Source organism: Carnobacterium funditum DSM 5970, from assembly GCF_000744185.1.
Taxonomy (GTDB): domain Bacteria; phylum Bacillota; class Bacilli; order Lactobacillales; family Carnobacteriaceae; genus Carnobacterium_A; species Carnobacterium_A funditum.
Genome location: NZ_JQLL01000001.1, coordinates 550,576 through 568,353, shown reverse-complemented (window position 1 = coordinate 568,353; position 17,778 = coordinate 550,576). Strand labels below are relative to the sequence as shown.

Here is a 17,778-nt window from a genome sequence, read left to right as displayed (position 1 = left end):
GAATAAAACGATGATAAATAGATACGATGCAATAAACTGGAACAATATTGAAGATATGATTGATAAACTAACATGGGAAAAACTAGTTGAACAATTTTGGACAGATACAAGAATCCCACTATCGAATGATTTGGGTGATTGGGCACGTTTGCCACAAAATGAAAAAGATATGTTAGCTAAAGTACTTGGAGGTTTGACACTTTTAGATACGTTGCAATCACAAGATGGAGTAGAATCATTAAAAGATTCTATTCGGACTCAACATGAAGAAGCTGTTTATAATAACATTCAATTCATGGAATCGATGCATGCTAAAAGTTACAGTGCTATCTTTAGTACACTAAACTCTAAATCAGAGATTGAAAATCTGTTCCAATGGATCAATACCGATGAATTATTGCAAGAAAAAGCAGAAATTATAAACGGTATTTATAAAGAAGGAACTGCTTTACAACGCAAAGTGGCGAGTGTGATGTTGGAATCATTTCTGTTCTACTCAGGTTTTTTTGCACCACTGCATTATTTAGGCAACAACAAATTGCATAATGTAGCGGAAATTATAAAATTAATCTTACGTGATGAGTCTGTTCACGGCACGTATATTGGATACAAGTTCCAAATAGGCTACAATCAATTAGGTAGTGAAGAACAAGAAGAATTAAAAAACTGGACATACGAACTATTATTTCGATTGTACCAAAATGAAGTGAAATATGCGGAGGATTTGTATGATGAAATCGGATGGACAGAACGGGTGAAAGTATTTTTACGCTACAATGCTAATAAAGCTCTACAAAACTTAGGCTTTGACCCTTTATTTCCCGATACAGCTAACGATGTTGATCCAGTAATCATGAATGGCATTTCTACTGGTACTTCTAATCACGATTTCTTTTCACAAGTAGGAAATGGTTATTTAGTAGGGATGGTTGAATCGATGGAAAATGATGACTATGAAAAGTGGACAAATTAATTAGATAAAACGAAAAAAATGAGTGAGACATAAAGTATTTAGACTTAAATCACACTTCACCAAAAAAACGTAAGATAGTCACCAATAGTAGAGTGTTATTCGTGAAGCGGACGTTAGGTTTGTTTTTTTAAGCACAATCTAGAATGAAAATTTGAATAAATGAAAGAGACTGGGAAAAAAATCCCAGTCTCTTTTATTTTTTAAATATAAATGTTATTAAGATGAATCCTTACGATTAGCTACATCACTAATTCTTCATACTCTTCTTTTTTAAATAGTAAGAATAGCAAGATGCTTCAAAGGATATAATTTTATATAAAATGAGATATAAGGTACAATAATATTAAAATAGGGTGATAAAATAATTGAGTCCTAAATAATTAATTATTCAATTTAATGTTCATTTTTAATTAAAAAATGGGAGTCAAGTATGTTGTAAATGACTGTAAATCTATATAAAGTAGGAGGGATAAAATGAAAAAAATGAGTTTCTTACTTGTTTTAGCATTTATATTATCAGGCTGCAATTTTATAAACAGTAATGATGCTAATAAAAATTCTTCATCTACGGAAAGCCAATCTCAAACTCGCTCAGACATAAGGTTGCTCTCAGATGGAAATGAGGTTCAAAAAAAACCACAAAAAGAAAAGGAACTTCTTACATTTGTTCCTCAATTAGATGAAATAAATCAAGGCTTAACGACTGAAAATGATAGAGCGCTTTCGGACATGCAAAAATTTGTTAAAGAAAATCAAGATATGGGTTTTGAAAATGATGTAACAATTGTCTATAGTGGTCAAACGTTTGGAGAATCTCCAAATTTAGCTGGTGTCTTCTTAATCATTAACCGCACTGAAGACCCGTTAGAAAACATGCAATTTACCTATACATTTGGTGGCGTTGATAAAATTCTTATTTTTGATCAAAAACCTTTTCATTTAACGACAGAACGATTTGGAGTATTACAACCGAATACGGTTATGCCACTGTATTTTGTTGTTAAACCAGAAAATGAAAAAGAGCTTAAAGAAATAGGTAACGAACAAGTTATCGAAAAAGTTGAATCATTTAACTATGATATAGCTAATAAAAATGCGAATCAAACTATCTCTGAAGATAAAGAATCTTCAACTAATGGTTTAACCTTTAAGTTGCCCAAACAAAATAGTGATAAAGGTCAAACAGTTGAAAACAATCCGATAATGTCAAAACTAAAAAAAATAGTTGATGAAACAGAAAATTTAGGATTTGAAAATGATGTTACCGTACTGCATTCCAAACTTTCTGAAAAAAATGAAAACGATACCGCCGCTTATTTTTTTGTTATCAATAGAACACCTATTGGTATGAAAGATATTCGGTTTAATTTTAACTATGGTGATGCTGAAGGGAATATGGTGTGGGAAAATGCACCTTATTATATGTCTAGCGAAGTATTTGGTATATCAGAACCTATGACGGTGATTCCATTTACTCTTACAGTTCCTAAAGAAAAAGAAGACTTATTTTTTTCTATTACAGAAGGAAATGTAAAAACAAGGATAGACAATTTCAACTATAATGAAGCCAAATAAATAAGGAGGGAAGCATCATGGAAAAGTTAATGCTAATAGTAGGTATTTCATTAATTATGAGTGGATGTAATTTAGCTGGAGAAAACAACACAGATTCCTCAAATAGTTCGGTAGTATCTTCTATCACAAAAGAAGGCTTTGAAGAAAGTGCCATCGAATCGGCATCTTCTAGTATGGAATCAAAGCAGTCAAGCGCTGATACGACAACGGATTCTTCTGAACCAGGCGGAGCTGGAACAGGTGGTATTGTGGAGAATTCTGAAAAGAATGATTCAAATATATTAGACATAACGACCGACGAAATACCCTTAGTTCCACAGAAATCTGATATTGAAAATGGATTTACATTAGAAAGTGATCCTGTTTTACAAGAAGTTGAAGAGAGAATGAGACAGGCCGAAAAAATTGGTATTCCCAATGATGTCGCTATACATTTTACTGGTATGACCTTAAATGAATCTGGAAAAACGCAAGCAATTTTTATTTTAGTTAATTTAACAAATAGGACAATGAAAAATATAAATATGACAATTAGCTTTAGTAATACTGTAGATGAAGTTATTCTAGATAAAGCAACATTTGTTCTTTCGGAAGATAGGTTCGGTATATTTAAACCTAACACGGCAATGCCAGTTTATATTGACATACCAAAAGAGACAGAAGAAATTTTCAATGATTTAAAGGATTTTAATGAGATGATTTATACTATTGATTCGTTTGATTATGAAGAAATTTAGCAGAGCTCGTATTTTTGAAAAGGGAACTCTAAAAGGAAAATAAAGTGAGAATAAACCTACTAATAAGTTTCTGTATGAATTCACTGATACTTATTTTTATAAACGCCAACGTTAGAAATTTAATTAAAAAATAGCTTTACAAATAATTAGGGTGAGTCTAGTACCTGCATAGAGTAGGAGCTGAGTAATTGTGTTATCTTTTGATAAAAAAGATTGGTTTACCATACCCAATATACTATCTTTAATTAGATTAATGTTAATTCCAATTTTTAGTATAATTTATTTAAATGCAACACAGCCATGGCAATACTATTTGGCTGCATTTATCATTTTATTATCTGGACTAACAGACTTACTAGATGGATGGATAGCCAGAAAATATCATCAGATTACTGAACTAGGTAAATTATTAGATCCGGTAGCAGATAAGCTAACGCAAGCAGTAGTTGTGTTTTGTTTAACCAGACAATTTAATTGGATGAGAATTATTGTCGTGTTATTCCTAGTGAAAGAATTATTTATGATGATTAATAACCTTATCCTTTTACGTAAAGGAAAAAAATTAGATGGGGCTAAGTGGTATGGAAAGATAGCGACAGCAATTTTTTATATCTGTATCATTTTTTTAATTGCCTTTCCATTTATTTCTGATTTGATAGCTAGTATATTGATAATAATAATAGGCTTGTTTTTACTGTTGTCTTTCTTTTTATATGGTAAAATTTTTATAAAAATGTATAAAGAATAGAGTGAAAATAATATCAATCAAGTAAAGCGTTAAAATTGCAATGTAAGGGTTTTTTTGGTACTATAACAGTGAAAAGAAGGACAAGGTACAATGTCTTCTTTTCTAGAGTAGCTTCTAGACTCTAGTATTATTCAATGGTCCTCTTTAAGTGAAAGTTTGGATCATTGGAAAAAATTTCATAATGTGGCGAAGTTCCTTAGACCGAATAAGTCAATAAGAGATAAAGTAGTATGGGACAAGAAGATAACATCTCATGCGATTAAACCAATCAATAGCATTAAAGGGACTAGCTACAAAATGAAAGGGAAGGCTCATTTTTTGGGCCTTTCTTTTTGTTTAAAAATAATTTTACAGTATATCATAAAAGAATACCGCTAAAACTATTTTTAAAAGTATATTTATTAATGAAACCCGTATTTAACCATAGTCTTAAGGAGAAATTATTCGTTTATTTCATTTCAATGAGAAATGTGGTATGATAGATAAGCAAACGATTTAAGATGCGGGTAACGTTCTTCAAGAACGAAAGAAATGAGGGGATTTATGTGGAAGACAAAATAACCAAAGAAATTCAATCGTTAGTTGAGGTTGAGTTACGAAAAGGAGCTAGCAAATCAAGAATTGCGACTCTTTTGGGAGTGCCATATGATGAAGCAAATGAAATTATTGATGAAATTAAAGCTTCTTTCAGACCAGACTTAGGTGATAAAATCATCTTTTTATTTAGAGATGAAAAAATGGCAGGAACTATTGTAAAATTATTAAATAATAGTGCTGTTGTTGAGATCTACTGGGAAAAATCATCTGAAAAGATGAAAGATATCATGGAATCTAAAACAATTGTCAATTTTAAAGATATTGTCGAATTTATTCATAATTAAAAACAATTAAATAAATAGTTTTAAAAAGATTGGGATATTTTTCTCAGTCTTTTTTTTGTTCGCAAAAATATATTTTTTGAAAATACAATAATATCAAATGAATTATGCCTAACATACAAAAGTGTATTAAAATTATTTATGAAAGAGTTCATGTCTTAACGCTATGTACTAGGCTTTAGTCGTGTTTTTATTTAAATGGATATACGGGAGTAAGTAATCGAATTAATTTTTTTCTTGACAGTTATCATTTTTAATAATATAGTTTGATAGTCAAATAGTTTGATGTTCAAAGTAATATATTGGTAGGTAAAATAAAGGAACGGAGGAGTTGATGTGGACAAAGCATTGGAGCATGAAATAAATGCTTACTTGATTACGATATTTAACGAAATTATAATGATTGAAGAAAATGCCCTTCAAGGTAGTACGTTTAAAGATATTTCAATAAAAGAAATGCATACAATTGAAGCTATCGGAATGGATCGCATTAATACAACTTCAGAAGTTGCAAAAAAGTTAGCCATTACTGCAGGGACACTAACCGTTTCGGTTAATAATCTTGTTAAAAAAGGATATGTTGAACGGATCAGAAGTGAAAAAGATCGTAGAGTTGTTAAACTAGGTCTTACAAACAAAGGTAGACTACTTTATCGAGTACATGATAAATTTCATCGTAACATGGTCAATGAAACTATTACTGGAATGCAAGAAAAAGAGGCTGAAACATTAATTAAAGGTTTAAGAAATCTGCATAGTTTTCTGGACGAAATAAAAAATAATTTATAAGAACAGAGTTGAACTGGATGCAAGCAAAAATTATTGGTACCGGAAGTTATGTTCCAAAAAAAGTAGTTTCTAATAGATTGTTGGAAACTATGATGGATACGAGTGATGAATGGATTAAAACGAGAACAGGAATTGAAAATCGACGAATAAGCGAAACTGAAAATACATCAGTTTTATGTGGAAAGGCAGCTCTAAATGTTTTAGGAAAAGCTACTATTTCAGCTGATAAAGTTGATTTAATTATTGTTGCAACAATGTCTCCTGATTATTTAAGTCCTTCAACAGCTTGTTTGGTACAAGATTATATCGGAGCAAGTAAAAGTATGGCTTTTGATGTAAGTGCAGCTTGTTCAGGTTTCATCTATGCGTTATCCGTTGCTGAAAAAATGTTAAGTAGTGGTAAATTTCACTATGCTTTAGTCTTGGGTGGCGAAGTAATGTCTAAAATCATAGACTGGGATGATCGTGGTACGGCTGTTTTATTTGGAGATGGTGCTGGCGGTGTATTGCTAGAGAACACCTCTTCGCAAGGCAGTTTTATAGCAGAAGATATTCATTCTGACGGTAGTCGCGGTTTAGCTTTAACAACTGGTGCATTACCTGTTTCTAATCCTTATAGTCAAAATGAAAAAAATCCAGCAGATATCCACTTGAAAATGGAAGGTAGAGCAATATTTGATTTTGCAATACGCAGCGTACCAAAAAGTATCAAAGCGGTTGTTGAAACTGCAGGGATTGATTTATCAGATGTCGAACGGATTTTACCACATCAAGCCAATTCTCGTATTATCCAAGCCATTGCTAAAAAATTAAAAATACCATTTGAACAATTTGCTTTAAATATTTCCAATTACGGAAATACTTCTGCAGCTAGTATTCCAATTTTATTTGATGAACTCGTTTCATCAGGTGACTTGGTTCTGGGAACAGGTAAAAAAATTATATTAACTGGATTTGGTGGAGGACTCACTTGGGGTTCAATACTAATCCGAATTTAATAAAAAGAAATAAGTAGTTGGCCTAAGCTATAAAATTAAGCAAAAAAATTATATTATATGGAGGAAACAAAAATGACATTCGAAAAAATTCAAGCAATTATCGTGGACCAATTAGACAAAGAGGAAGAAGAAGTACAATTAGCGACCAATTTCCGTGAGGACTTAGAAGCAGATAGTTTAGATTTATTCCAAATTATTAATGATATTGAAGATGAATTTGATATCAAAATTGAATCAGAAGAAGGTTTAAACACCGTTCAAGATATCGCAACATTTGTAGAAGCTGAATTAGCTAAAAAATAAGTAGAAACAATGAGAAAGTAGGAATCCTGTATGCAAGCTGAATTAATCGAAAAACTTGGTATTAAATATCCTATTATCCAAGGTGCAATGTCTTGGGTTGCAGACCCAAGTCTAGTAAGTGCAGTATCAAATGCAGGTGGATTAGGTGTTTTAGCTTGTGGACATGCTGACGTAGAGACTGTTCGTGGATTAATCGCTGAAACAAAAAAATTAACAGATAAACCTTTTGGTATAAATGTTTTACTTCTTTCACCTCACGTAGATGGAGTTGTAAAATTAGTCTGCGAAGAGAAGATAAGAGTCGTTACAACAGGTGCGGGTAGTCCAGGAAGATACATGGAACAATTCAAAGCTGCTGGCACTGTTGTGATCCCTGTAGTAGCTTCTGTTGCTTTAGCTAGAAGAATGCAACAAGAAGGTGCAGATGCTGTTATCTGTGAAGGAATGGAAGCAGGCGGTCATATCGGTAAAACAACGACTATGAATCTTGTTCCCCAAGTGGTTGATCAGGTCTCTATACCAGTTATTGCAGCTGGTGGTATTGCAGATGGACGTGGAGTAGCAGCTGTTATGGCTTTAGGTGCTTCTGCAGCTCAGCTAGGTACAAGATTTGTTGTTGCTTATGAGTGTAATGCTCATAGAAACTTTAAAGATTTTATCTTAAAAGCAAAAGATATTGATACTGTCGTAACCGGATTGATTACAGGACATCCAGTAAGAGTATTGCGGAATAAACTAACAAGAGAATACTTAAAAGTAGAAAAATCTATTACAAGTGATGAAAAACCGGACCTTTCTCTTTTAGAAGCATTAGGAAAAGGCGCTTTGAAAAAGGCTGTAGTAGATGGCGATAAAGTTAGTGGCTCATTTATGTCTGGACAAAGTGCTGGACTAGTCAAAAAAGAGCAAAGCTGTGAGGAAATCATTCATGAATTAATGGATGAATACAAAATAGTTGTAGAAAAACAAGCGGGCCTATTGGGTCTTTTAAATAAGTAATGCTTTATTAATGAAAATATCAGAAAGCTGAAAGAAGTTCCTATTGGCTTCCAAGGATTTCTGGTATTTTTTTAAATGAAAGAATAGCTAAATAATAACTTAGTTTAATTTTTTTATAATAAGCTTAATAGTTAGGAGTCATACAAATGAAGATTGCTTTTGTATACAGTGGTCAAGGTGCCCAATATTCAGGAATGGGCCAAGATCTTTATGAAGAGTATGAAGTAGTTAGAACTGTATTTGATGAAGCTAGTACAGCCTTACATATGGATGTAGCGGCTCTTTGTTTTGAAGAAAACGACTTACTCAATAAAACAACCTATACACAACCAGCTATCTTAACTCTTAGTCTAGCAATAGATGCTTTGTTAAGGGAAAAAGGGATAGTGCCAGAAGTGGTGGCGGGTCTTAGTCTTGGAGAGTACAGTGCTTTTGTCAAAGCTGAGGTATTAGATTTCCAAACAGCAGTCAAACTAGTTAAAAAAAGAGGACAGTATATGACAGAAGCTGTTCCGGAAGGTCTAGGCGCTATGAGTGCGGTAATGGGATTAGATCGCGCTAGTATTATCGAAGCCTGTGAAGAAGCCAGTAATTTAGGCGTTGTTTCCCCTGCAAACTATAACATGCCTGGTCAAATTGTCATTGCTGGTCTAGAAGAGGCAGTCGAAAAAGCTGGAGAACTTTTATTAGAAAAAGGCGCTAAACGAGTTGTTCCACTACAAGTAAGTGGACCATTTCATACCTCTTTACTTGCTCCGGCAGCAGAACAATTGGCGAAAGAAATTGAACACATAACAATTAATGAACCGACATTAACAATCGTTAGCAATACAACGGCTAAAGAATTTTCATCTAAAGAAGAAATTGCCGAAATTATGGTCAAGCAAGTTATGTCCCCAGTTTATTGGGAAGACAGTGTTAGAAAAATGATTGATTTAGGCGTAGACACGTTTATTGAAGTTGGTCCAGGTAAAACATTGAGTAGTTTTATTAAAAAAATTGATAAATCTGTGACGACTATGAATGTTGAAAATAAAATATCTTTAGAAAAAACACTAACTAAATTAACGACACTATAAAATGACTGGAATTGTTCAAAGCAGTGCAGTCATTATCTTTTAAAAAAGGAATGAGCATATGACGACAGAAAATAAAACAGTTATTGTTACTGGTAGTTCAAGAGGAATAGGTAAAGCAATTGCCATAGCTTTTGCAAAAACAGGTGCGAACATTGTATTAAATGGTCGTAATCCTATCCCCGCCGAATTAATTACAGAAATCGAATCTTATGGAGCAAAAGTTCATACCATTTTAGGAGATATGAGTGATTTTGATAAAGCGAAACAGTTGATTGACGAAACCAAAGAAGTTTTTGGTAGTGTTGATGTTTTAGTAAACAATGCAGGAATCACCAATGATAAACTTTTGATGCGTATGTCTGAGGATGATTTTGATCAAACTCTTTCAGTCAATCTAAAAGGAACATTTAATACTATCCGTCACGCAACAAAAGTTATGTTAAAGCAACGAAGTGGTACGATTATCAATATGTCTAGTGTAGTTGGTTTAGTAGGAAACGTTGGTCAAGCCAACTATGCTGCCAGCAAAGCAGGTGTTATTGGTTTAACAAAATCAGCTGCTAGAGAATTAGCTGCTAGAGGAATCACAGTTAATGCTATCGCGCCAGGTTTTATTGAAACAGAAATGACAGATGTACTATCAGATAAAATGAAAGAATTAGCAGTAGGGCAAGTTCCGTTAAAACGTTTTGGGAATGTCGATGATGTTGCTCGTGTAGCAGTATTTTTAAGTGAAAATAACTATATTACCGGTCAAGTAATCAATGTTGACGGTGGTATGGTAATGAATGGTTAGAAAAGGAGACTTTATAATGACAAATCGTGTAGTAATTACAGGAATGGGTGCAGTTACCCCTTTAGGCAATTCAGTTAATGAATTTTGGGAAGGGTTAAAAGTAGGTAAAAATGGCATTGGACCAATTACGAAATTTGATGCAACTGAAACAGGGATAAGTGTTGCTGGCGAATTAAAAGATTTTGATCCAACAAATTATATGCCTCGCAAAATCGCTAAAAGAATGGATGAATTTTCTAAATACGGTGTTGCTGCAGCTGTCCAAGCTGTTGAGATGAGTGGAATTGATACAGAAAAAACGGATATGGATCGTTTTGGAGTAATTGTAGGTTCTGGTATTGGTGGATTAAATGCGATGCAAGAACAAATTATAAAAATGCACGATAAAGGACCGCAACGTGTGGCGCCACTTTTCGTTCCAATGGCAATAGGCAACATGGTTGCAGGTAATATTTCAATTGCAATTGGCACAAAAGGGATTAATACTTCTATTGTGACAGCTTGTGCTTCAGGAAATAACTCTATTGGAGAAGCGTATCGTAATATTAAACATGGCTATTCGGATGTTATTTTAGCAGGCGGAGCAGAAGGAACAGTTGATGAGATTGGTATTTCTGGTTTTGCTGCATTAACGGCGCTTTCTACTAGTACAGATCCAGATCGTGCATCTATTCCATTTGACAAAGAACGTACTGGTTTTGTAATGGGTGAAGGAGCAGGAGTTGTGATGCTAGAAAGCCTAGACCATGCATTAGAAAGAAAAGCAACAATCTACGGTGAAATTGTAGGATATGGTTCGACCGGAGATGGTTATCATATGACTGCACCAACACCTGATGGTAGTGGAGCTGGAAAAGCGATGCTCAATGCAATGGAAGAAGCAGGTATTACACCAGAGACTGTTGGCTATATCAATGCTCATGGAACAAGTACACCAGCAAACGATTCTGCTGAAACAATGGCGATTAAATATGCATTCGGCGAAGAATTAGCTAAAAAAGTTGCGATTTCAAGTACTAAAAGTATGACAGGGCATTTATTAGGTGCTGCTGGTGCAATTGAAGCAATCGCATGTATCAAGGCACTTCAAGAAGGTTTCTTACCTCCAACAATCGGCCTGAAAGTCCAAGATGAAGCATGTGAGTTGGATTATATACCAGGAGTAGGTAGAAAGACTGAAACGAAGTATGCTTTAAATAACTCATTAGGATTCGGTGGCCATAATGCTGTCACTTGTTTCAAAAAATGGGAGGGGCAATAATGGATTTTAATCAAGTCAAAGAAATACTTGCATTAGTGGATCAATCAGATTTAACAGAATTTGATTTACAAATGGATAATGTTTCAATGCGAATGAGCAAAAATACAAATCCTATGCAAAGCACAACTCATTCGGCTGACTTTAGTCAGTTAAGTGAAGCTACATCTGTTAAAAAAAAGACGTCTATTAACTCAGAAGCTTCCCTTCAAAAAGAGGAAGCAATTATTTCTAATGAACCTGAGACAGAACTAGTAAAAGAAGGCAACGTTATTTCCTCACCGTTAGTTGGAGTTACCTATATGTCTTCTGGTCCAGAACAGCCAGTTTTCAAGAAAGTCGGCGATCCGGTTATAGTTGGAGATATCCTTTGTATCATCGAAGCAATGAAATTGATGAATGAAGTCAAAAGTGAATTTGAAGGTACAATTGCAGAAATTTATGTAGCAGATGAGCAAGTAGTTGAATACAATCAACCACTTTTCAGAATTATATAGGAGGAATATAAAACATGACTAAAATGAATATTGCAGAAATCCAAGCTTTAATTCCGAACCGTTACCCAATCTATTTTATTGACCGTGTAGATGAAATGGAGCCAGGTAAGCACGTTACAGCATTAAAAAATGTGACAATTAATGAAGAAATTTTTCAAGGACATTTCCCAGGAGAGCCCGTTTTACCTGGAGTGTATATTTTAGAAGCATTGGCACAAGCCGGCTCTATTCCCTTGTTAACGCTGGATAGATTTAAAGGTCAAACAGCTTACTTAGGTGGAATGAATAAAGTGAAATTCCGTAAAAAAGTTGTTCCTGGTGATCAACTAATGCTGGTTGTAGATATTGTTAAATTAAAAGACTATGCAGGTATCGGTAAAGGCGTAGCATACGTTGATGGAAAAAAAGTTTGTGAAGCTGAATTAACCTTCATAATTGGAAGATAAGGTATGTTTAAAAAAATATTAATAGCGAACCGTGGTGAAATAGCCGTTCGGATCATTAGAGCTTGTCGCGAACTCGGTATTCAAACAGTAGCTGTTTATTCAGAAGCCGACCGTGATGCTTTGCATATGCAATTGGCTGACGAGGCTATTTGTATAGGACCAGCAAAAGCTACAGATTCTTATCTTAACATGCAAAGTATTTTAAGTGCTGCAGATGTAACCAACTCACAGGCTATTCATCCAGGATTTGGTTTCCTGTCAGAAAACAGTACATTTGCTATGATGTGTAAAGAAATGAATGTTGTTTTTATTGGCCCAGATTCTGAAACCATTGAACAAATGGGAAATAAATCTAATGCGAGAGATCTAATGATTCAAGCAGGCGTACCAGTTATTCCTGGAAGTGAAGGTTTTATCACCGATACTGATAAAGCAAAAGAACTTGCAGACGAATTAGGTTATCCAGTTATGTTGAAAGCTGCTGCTGGAGGCGGTGGAAAAGGGATAAGAAAAGTTTATAAAAGTGCTGAACTAAATGCTGCTTTTAATAGTGCTAAGAGTGAAGCTAAAGCTGCTTTTGGAGACGATCGTATGTACATGGAAAAAATAATTGAACATGCACGTCATATTGAAGTTCAAATACTAGCTGATCACCATGGAAATGTTATTCATCTAGGAGAGAGAGACTGTTCATTACAACGCAATAATCAAAAAGTTATTGAAGAATCTCCTTCCGTTGCAATCAGTGAACAACAACGTAAATATTTAGGTGAGACGGCTGTACGTGCCGCAAAATTTGTGGGCTATAAAAATGCTGGAACAATTGAATTTTTATTGGATCAAACTGGTCATTTTTACTTTATGGAGATGAACACACGTATCCAGGTAGAACATCCAGTTACTGAAATGGCAACAGAAATTGATATTGTCAAAGAACAACTGACCATTGCTAGCGGTCATAAACTGACCATTAAACAAAAAAATGTGAAAATTACGGGTCATACAATCGAATGCCGTATAAATGCTGAAAATCCAGCATTTAATTTTGCACCCTCACCAGGTAAAATCACTTATTTAATGATGCCGAGTGGTGGGAATGGTTTAAGAATAGAAAGCGCCATGTTCGCAGGGTACGTCATTCCACCTTACTATGACGCGATGGTAGCTAAAATTATAACTAAAGGTGCTGATCGTACTGAAGCCATTGCAAAAATGAAGCGTGCTTTAGGTGAGCTTGTTATCAAAGGGATTATAAGCAATCAATTCTTCCAAGAGGACTTATTGACAGATGAACGTTTTGTCAGTGGGTCATATGATACTAGTTTCCTGCAAGACACATTTCTTAAAGACTGGAAACCACGTATCGAATAATAATTGATAAGTGCATAAAGAGGTGAGAAAGTGAAACTGTTTAAAAAAAGAGCTTTTATCCCTATTACTAAAAGTTCACAGCTAGAAGATGAAAAAGACGCTCCAAAAATTCCAGAAGGAATGTTTACGCAATGCCCGAATTGTAAACGATCGATTTACGGCAAAGATTTAGGCTCAGAAAAGATATGCCCAAAATGTGGGTATACTTTTAGAATAGATGCTAAGAAAAGGATCCAATTAACAGTAGATGAAGGGACTTTTGAAGAATGGAATTTAGATATTGCTTTTAAAAATCCTCTTGAATTTCCAGGTTATAAAGAAAAAATTACTACTGTACAAGCGAAAACTAAATTACATGAAGCTGTTGTAACGGGTAAGGCTTGTATTGAAGGAAATGAAACAGCAATCTGTGTAATGGATTCTAGTTTTATTATGGGTAGCATGGGCAGTGTTGTAGGCGAAAAAATTACTAGAACACTGGAACGTGCACTGGAAGAAAAATTACCTATTATTATTTTTACAGCTTCAGGTGGTGCTCGTATGCAAGAAGGAATTCTATCTCTAATGCAAATGGCTAAAATCAGTGCTGCAGTAGCACGTCACAGTAATGAAAGTCTATTGTACATTACTGTATTAACCGATCCGACAACTGGTGGAGTCACTGCCAGTTTTGCTATGCAAGGAGATATTATTTTGTCAGAGCCTAGAGCGCTAGTGGGTTTTGCGGGTAGACGTGTCATTGAGCAAACCATTAAAGAAACCTTACCAGATGATTTTCAATTAGCGGAGTCCGTGTTGAAAAATGGGTTTATTGATAAAATTGTTCCAAGAGTAGAGCTCAAAGAAACTTTAGGTCTTCTTTTAAAACTTCATCAATAAAATCAACTATCGGAAAGAGAATTTGTATATAAGAAGGTGAAACAATTGAGTGAAGCAAGTGAAATTGTTGTTCTATCTAGGAAAACATCTCGATTGACAGCTTTAGAAATATTTGAAGAAATTTTCGAGAATTTCATAGAATTTCATGGGGATCGTTCATTTCGTGATGATAAGGCCATTGTGGGTGGAGTCGCGACTCTAAATGGACAACCTGTTACAGTTATTGGCAATCAAAAAGGTCATGAATTAACGGAAAATATCGAACGTAATTTTGGATCTCCTCATCCTGAGGGGTATCGAAAAGCACTGCGCTTAATGAAACAAGCAGAAAAATTTCAAAGACCAATCGTAACGTTTATTAATACTTCAGGCGCTTATTGTGGTGTGGAAGCAGAAGAACGTGGCCAAGGCGAGGCGCTTGCTCGAAACTTAATGGAAATGAGTCAGTTAAAAGTTCCAATTATTTCTATTATTATCGGAGAAGGTGGCAGTGGCGGAGCACTTGCACTTGCAGTGGGGAATCAAGTATGGATGATGGAACATACAATGTATTCTATTCTTTCACCAGAAGGGTTCTCTTCTATTTTGTGGAAAGATGCTTCCAAGGCTGATGAGGCTGCCGAAATAATGAAACTAACAGCTGCAGATTTATTGGGATTAGCTATCATTGACCAGATTATTCCAGAGACTGATCAAAACCGATTACTGGAAAATGATACAATACTACAAAATCTAAAAGCCGAATTAATAAAAACGCTAGGTGATTTAACCGTTAAATCATCCAGTCAGTTAGTAGAAGAAAGATACCAACGTTTCAGAAAATATTAAAAAGAAATGCAGCTCACTTAATGGCTGAACTCACTTTAAAAAATTTAATTTTTTAAAGTGAGTTCGCCAAGTTAATGGAGCTGTTTTTTTAGATTAACAACTGATAGAAGTGAATGGAAAATAAATAATGTGTAGACCATTTCAACCTATGTTACACTGAAACAAAGCTATAAATAGAGCTATGAAAGAAGAATGGGTGAAAGATATGGGTGAAAAAATCGAATTCCCTAACAATTATGAGGCGTACATTAATAAAGGTCTTAAATATGTTGATTTAGGGGATATGAAAGAAGCAGAAACTTGTTTCGAAAAAGCTTATGCAATTAAGCAAGAACCAAAAATAAATGCGCTTTATGCTACTACACTGTATCAAAATGGAGAATATAAAAAAGCAAAAGCCATAACAGATGAAGAAATAGATTATTACAACAGTGAAGACAATTTGACAGCCTTTTATGTATCTATTTTAATCAAAGGACATTATTTTATCCAAGCTGAAAAAATAGTAAAAAGTAAACTAGCTCAAAATAAGAAAGATGCTTCTAAATGGCATTCTTTATCTAAAAGTATAGAAAAAGAAAAAGAACAAGTACAGTTGCAAAATGAAAAAAAATATGAAGCAATCTTAAAAAATGTATTTTCAATGGGAAATCAATCGTTCGAAATTCAAGCACGTACAATAAAAGAAGTAAATCAGTTACCTTTACCGCTGTTTATAAAAGCAGCAACAACTTTACTAAGTAATCCATTTGTTAATGGAATTGCAAAGACGACTGTGCTGGAATATCTTATAGAACAAAAGGTCGATAATACGTTTGTGTTAGAGTGGTTTGGTGAACAACGAGTTATTAAACCCGTAGAAATACTACCAGTAGCCAAAAATAAAACCGTTCAAGAGATAGAAGGGATTTTAAAAGAAACGATTGAAAATAATGATCCTGTTTTATTTCAAGTTATTAATCAAGAAGCTAATCTACATTTTATGTTATTGTATCCTTTTATCGATGAAGTCATTGAATCCCCAAGTCAATGGGTCTCTTTATATTTAAAAAGGTATGACCAAGTGCATGAAGTAAGCACAAAAGATTCAGTATCGTTGGAATCGAATACAATGAACAAGTGGATGCATCGTTTAAATGATGAAATTCAAAAGTGGATTTAATAAAAAATATTGGGTTAAATACAGTCTTTACTCTGTTTGTATTTACAAAAATAAAGGGATAGTGTAAGATTAAGGAGTATGCAATTTTGAAAAGAATTGCCAAATAATAGACTGTTTCGGAGGGAATTATACATGACTGTAAATTGGGAAAAAAAAGGCACTAATGATGGTGTACTAACATTTGAAATTTCAGAAGAAAAAATTTCAGAAGGCATGAATACAGCTTTCAACAAAGTGAAAGGTACTTTAAATGTACCTGGTTTCCGTAAAGGAAAAGTAACACGTCAAGTATTCAACAAAATGTACGGAGAAGCAGCTCTTTATGAAGATGCTTTGAATGCAGTATTACCAGAACAATACGAAGCAGCAATTGAAAAAGCTGGAATCGAACCTGTTGAACAACCTAAAATTGATGTTAAATCAATGGAAGCTGGACAACCTTGGGTTATCGAAGCAATTGTCACAGTAAAACCTGAAGTTAAATTAGGTGAATATAAAGGATTAACAGTTGATAAGCAAGATCGCGAAGTTAAAGATGCTGACGTAGATGCTGATTTAGAAACAAAGCGTGAAGAACAAGCTGAACTTGTCCTAAAAGAAGAAGTAGCAGTTGAAGGCGACACAGTAGTCCTTGATTTTGACGGATACAAAGACGGAGTTGCGTTTGATGGCGGTAAAGGAGAGAACCAATCATTAGAAATTGGTTCAAACTCATTTATTCCAGGTTTTGAAGAGCAATTAGTTGGCACTAAAGCTGGCGACGAATTAGATGTAACGGTTACTTTCCCTGACGACTATCATGAAGAAGATTTAAAGGGTGCTGAGGCAGTCTTTAAAGTAAAAGTACATGAAGTTAAAGCTAAAGAATTACCTGCACTAGATGATGAATTTGCTAAAGACGTAGACGAAGAAGTTGAAACCTTAGTCGAATTAAAAGAAAAAACAATGAAAAAATTAGTTGAAGCTAAAAATGCAGCAGCAGATGAAGCTGTAGAAGAAACAGCTATCCGTCAAGCAGTAGAAAATGCTACAATTGAAGAATTACCAGGATCAATGATACATGATGAAGTTCACCGTCAAATGGATACATTCTTAAATGACATGCAACGCCAAGGTATCTCTCCTGAAATGTATTACCAAATTACTGGGACTACAGAAGAAGATTTGCATAAACAAATGGAAAGTGATGCTGAATTAAGAACACGTACTAATTTAGTTCTTGAAGCAATTGTTGAAGCGGAAGCATTTGCACCATCTGAAACAGAAGTAGAAGCTGAAATCAAAGAATTAGCTGTACAATATGGAATGGAAGAAAAAGCTGTTCGCGCTGCCTTATCTCCAGATATGCTAAAACATGATATTTCAATGAAAAAAGCAATTGATTTGATTACATCTACATCAGTAGAAAAATAAATAGCTTAGAATAGTTTTAGTTGAAAAAAATTGAAGGAAAGAACTTCAA

Annotated in this window: 19 protein-coding genes; all 19 read left to right on the top strand. The window is 34.2% G+C overall.

Annotated features, from left to right (window positions below):
• Positions 1–10: 10 nt before the first annotated feature.
• The 19 genes from nrdF to tig all read left to right on the top strand — a co-directional run bounded on the left by nrdF (position 11) and on the right by tig (position 17,729).
• Positions 11–973, top strand: a complete 963-nt coding sequence (gene nrdF, locus BR44_RS02490) for a class 1b ribonucleoside-diphosphate reductase subunit beta (RefSeq protein WP_034550360.1) — start codon at positions 11–13, stop codon at positions 971–973.
• Between the two features lie 474 nt (positions 974–1,447).
• On the top strand, positions 1,448–2,548 hold the full coding sequence (locus BR44_RS02485) for a membrane lipoprotein lipid attachment site-containing protein (protein WP_034550358.1): 1,101 nt from the start codon (positions 1,448–1,450) through the stop codon (positions 2,546–2,548).
• Between the two features lie 17 nt (positions 2,549–2,565).
• Positions 2,566–3,285, top strand: a complete 720-nt coding sequence (locus BR44_RS02480) for a hypothetical protein (protein ID WP_034550355.1) — start codon at positions 2,566–2,568, stop codon at positions 3,283–3,285.
• A gap of 190 nt (positions 3,286–3,475) precedes the next feature.
• The gene (locus BR44_RS02475) at positions 3,476–4,033 is read left to right on the top strand and encodes a CDP-alcohol phosphatidyltransferase family protein (protein WP_034550353.1); all 558 of its coding nucleotides are present in this window, start codon (positions 3,476–3,478) and stop codon (positions 4,031–4,033) included.
• Positions 4,034–4,533: 500 nt separating this feature from the next.
• Positions 4,534–4,914 carry a hypothetical protein gene (locus BR44_RS02470; RefSeq protein ID WP_051912473.1) on the top strand — a complete coding sequence of 127 codons (381 nt, stop codon included), beginning with the start codon at positions 4,534–4,536 and terminating at the stop codon, positions 4,912–4,914.
• A 333-nt stretch (positions 4,915–5,247) separates the two neighbouring features.
• On the top strand, positions 5,248–5,700 hold the full coding sequence (fabT, locus tag BR44_RS02465) for a fatty acid biosynthesis transcriptional regulator FabT (protein WP_034550350.1): 453 nt from the start codon (positions 5,248–5,250) through the stop codon (positions 5,698–5,700).
• Between the two features lie 17 nt (positions 5,701–5,717).
• Positions 5,718–6,698, top strand: a complete 981-nt coding sequence (locus BR44_RS02460; protein ID WP_034550348.1) for a beta-ketoacyl-ACP synthase III — start codon at positions 5,718–5,720, stop codon at positions 6,696–6,698.
• A gap of 72 nt (positions 6,699–6,770) precedes the next feature.
• Entirely contained in the window at positions 6,771–7,001 is a 231-nt protein-coding gene (locus tag BR44_RS02455; RefSeq protein WP_034550346.1) for an acyl carrier protein, read from the top strand.
• Positions 7,002–7,031: 30 nt separating this feature from the next.
• Positions 7,032–8,000 (top strand): enoyl-[acyl-carrier-protein] reductase FabK, encoded by a 969-nt coding sequence (gene fabK / locus BR44_RS02450; RefSeq protein ID WP_034550345.1) that lies wholly within the window; start codon positions 7,032–7,034, stop codon positions 7,998–8,000.
• Between the two features lie 146 nt (positions 8,001–8,146).
• Positions 8,147–9,079 carry an ACP S-malonyltransferase gene (gene fabD, locus BR44_RS02445; protein ID WP_034550344.1) on the top strand — a complete coding sequence of 311 codons (933 nt, stop codon included), beginning with the start codon at positions 8,147–8,149 and terminating at the stop codon, positions 9,077–9,079.
• Between the two features lie 58 nt (positions 9,080–9,137).
• Positions 9,138–9,875: a 3-oxoacyl-[acyl-carrier-protein] reductase gene (fabG, locus tag BR44_RS02440; RefSeq protein ID WP_034550343.1), complete on the top strand. Its 738-nt coding sequence runs from the start codon at positions 9,138–9,140 to the stop codon at positions 9,873–9,875.
• A gap of 16 nt (positions 9,876–9,891) precedes the next feature.
• Complete coding sequence (fabF, locus tag BR44_RS02435) at positions 9,892–11,136, top strand: beta-ketoacyl-ACP synthase II (RefSeq protein WP_034550341.1); 1,245 nt, start codon at positions 9,892–9,894, stop codon at positions 11,134–11,136.
• On the top strand, positions 11,136–11,630 hold the full coding sequence (gene accB, locus BR44_RS02430) for an acetyl-CoA carboxylase biotin carboxyl carrier protein (RefSeq protein ID WP_034550339.1): 495 nt from the start codon (positions 11,136–11,138) through the stop codon (positions 11,628–11,630). The genes fabF and accB overlap by 1 nt, the downstream gene beginning before the upstream one ends.
• Before the next feature lie 14 nt (positions 11,631–11,644).
• The gene (fabZ, locus tag BR44_RS02425) at positions 11,645–12,076 is read left to right on the top strand and encodes a 3-hydroxyacyl-ACP dehydratase FabZ (protein WP_034550337.1); all 432 of its coding nucleotides are present in this window, start codon (positions 11,645–11,647) and stop codon (positions 12,074–12,076) included.
• A 3-nt stretch (positions 12,077–12,079) separates the two neighbouring features.
• On the top strand, positions 12,080–13,447 hold the full coding sequence (locus BR44_RS02420; RefSeq protein ID WP_034550335.1) for an acetyl-CoA carboxylase biotin carboxylase subunit: 1,368 nt from the start codon (positions 12,080–12,082) through the stop codon (positions 13,445–13,447).
• Between the two features lie 30 nt (positions 13,448–13,477).
• Positions 13,478–14,326 carry an acetyl-CoA carboxylase, carboxyltransferase subunit beta gene (accD, locus tag BR44_RS02415; RefSeq protein ID WP_034550332.1) on the top strand — a complete coding sequence of 283 codons (849 nt, stop codon included), beginning with the start codon at positions 13,478–13,480 and terminating at the stop codon, positions 14,324–14,326.
• Between the two features lie 45 nt (positions 14,327–14,371).
• A complete protein-coding gene (locus BR44_RS02410; RefSeq protein WP_034550330.1) occupies positions 14,372–15,154 on the top strand; it encodes an acetyl-CoA carboxylase carboxyl transferase subunit alpha in 783 nt (260 codons plus the stop codon).
• Positions 15,155–15,335: 181 nt separating this feature from the next.
• Positions 15,336–16,316, top strand: coding sequence for a tetratricopeptide repeat protein (locus tag BR44_RS02405; protein ID WP_051912471.1), 981 nt, complete (start codon positions 15,336–15,338; stop codon positions 16,314–16,316).
• Between the two features lie 132 nt (positions 16,317–16,448).
• Entirely contained in the window at positions 16,449–17,729 is a 1,281-nt protein-coding gene (tig, locus tag BR44_RS02400; RefSeq protein WP_034550327.1) for a trigger factor, read from the top strand.
• The last annotated feature ends 49 nt before the right edge of the window (positions 17,730–17,778 follow it).

Excerpts from the sequence above, each read along its gene's own strand:
- accB (WP_034550339.1), top strand. The coding sequence starts at position 11,136 with ATGGATTTTAATCAAGTCAAAGAAATACTTGCATTAGTGGATCAATCA.
- fabD (WP_034550344.1), top strand. The coding sequence starts at position 8,147 with ATGAAGATTGCTTTTGTATACAGTGGTCAAGGTGCCCAATATTCAGGA.
- tig (WP_034550327.1), top strand. The coding sequence starts at position 16,449 with ATGACTGTAAATTGGGAAAAAAAAGGCACTAATGATGGTGTACTAACA.
- BR44_RS02470 (WP_051912473.1), top strand. The coding sequence starts at position 4,534 with ATGCGGGTAACGTTCTTCAAGAACGAAAGAAATGAGGGGATTTATGTG.
- BR44_RS02405 (WP_051912471.1), top strand. The coding sequence starts at position 15,336 with ATGAAAGAAGAATGGGTGAAAGATATGGGTGAAAAAATCGAATTCCCT.
- BR44_RS02420 (WP_034550335.1), top strand. The coding sequence starts at position 12,080 with ATGTTTAAAAAAATATTAATAGCGAACCGTGGTGAAATAGCCGTTCGG.
- fabZ (WP_034550337.1), top strand. The coding sequence starts at position 11,645 with ATGACTAAAATGAATATTGCAGAAATCCAAGCTTTAATTCCGAACCGT.
- BR44_RS02480 (WP_034550355.1), top strand. The coding sequence starts at position 2,566 with ATGGAAAAGTTAATGCTAATAGTAGGTATTTCATTAATTATGAGTGGA.
- fabK (WP_034550345.1), top strand. The coding sequence starts at position 7,032 with ATGCAAGCTGAATTAATCGAAAAACTTGGTATTAAATATCCTATTATC.
- BR44_RS02460 (WP_034550348.1), top strand. The coding sequence starts at position 5,718 with ATGCAAGCAAAAATTATTGGTACCGGAAGTTATGTTCCAAAAAAAGTA.
- BR44_RS02485 (WP_034550358.1), top strand. The coding sequence starts at position 1,448 with ATGAAAAAAATGAGTTTCTTACTTGTTTTAGCATTTATATTATCAGGC.
- fabG (WP_034550343.1), top strand. The coding sequence starts at position 9,138 with ATGACGACAGAAAATAAAACAGTTATTGTTACTGGTAGTTCAAGAGGA.
- nrdF (WP_034550360.1), top strand. The coding sequence starts at position 11 with ATGATAAATAGATACGATGCAATAAACTGGAACAATATTGAAGATATG.
- fabF (WP_034550341.1), top strand. The coding sequence starts at position 9,892 with ATGACAAATCGTGTAGTAATTACAGGAATGGGTGCAGTTACCCCTTTA.
- BR44_RS02455 (WP_034550346.1), top strand. The coding sequence starts at position 6,771 with ATGACATTCGAAAAAATTCAAGCAATTATCGTGGACCAATTAGACAAA.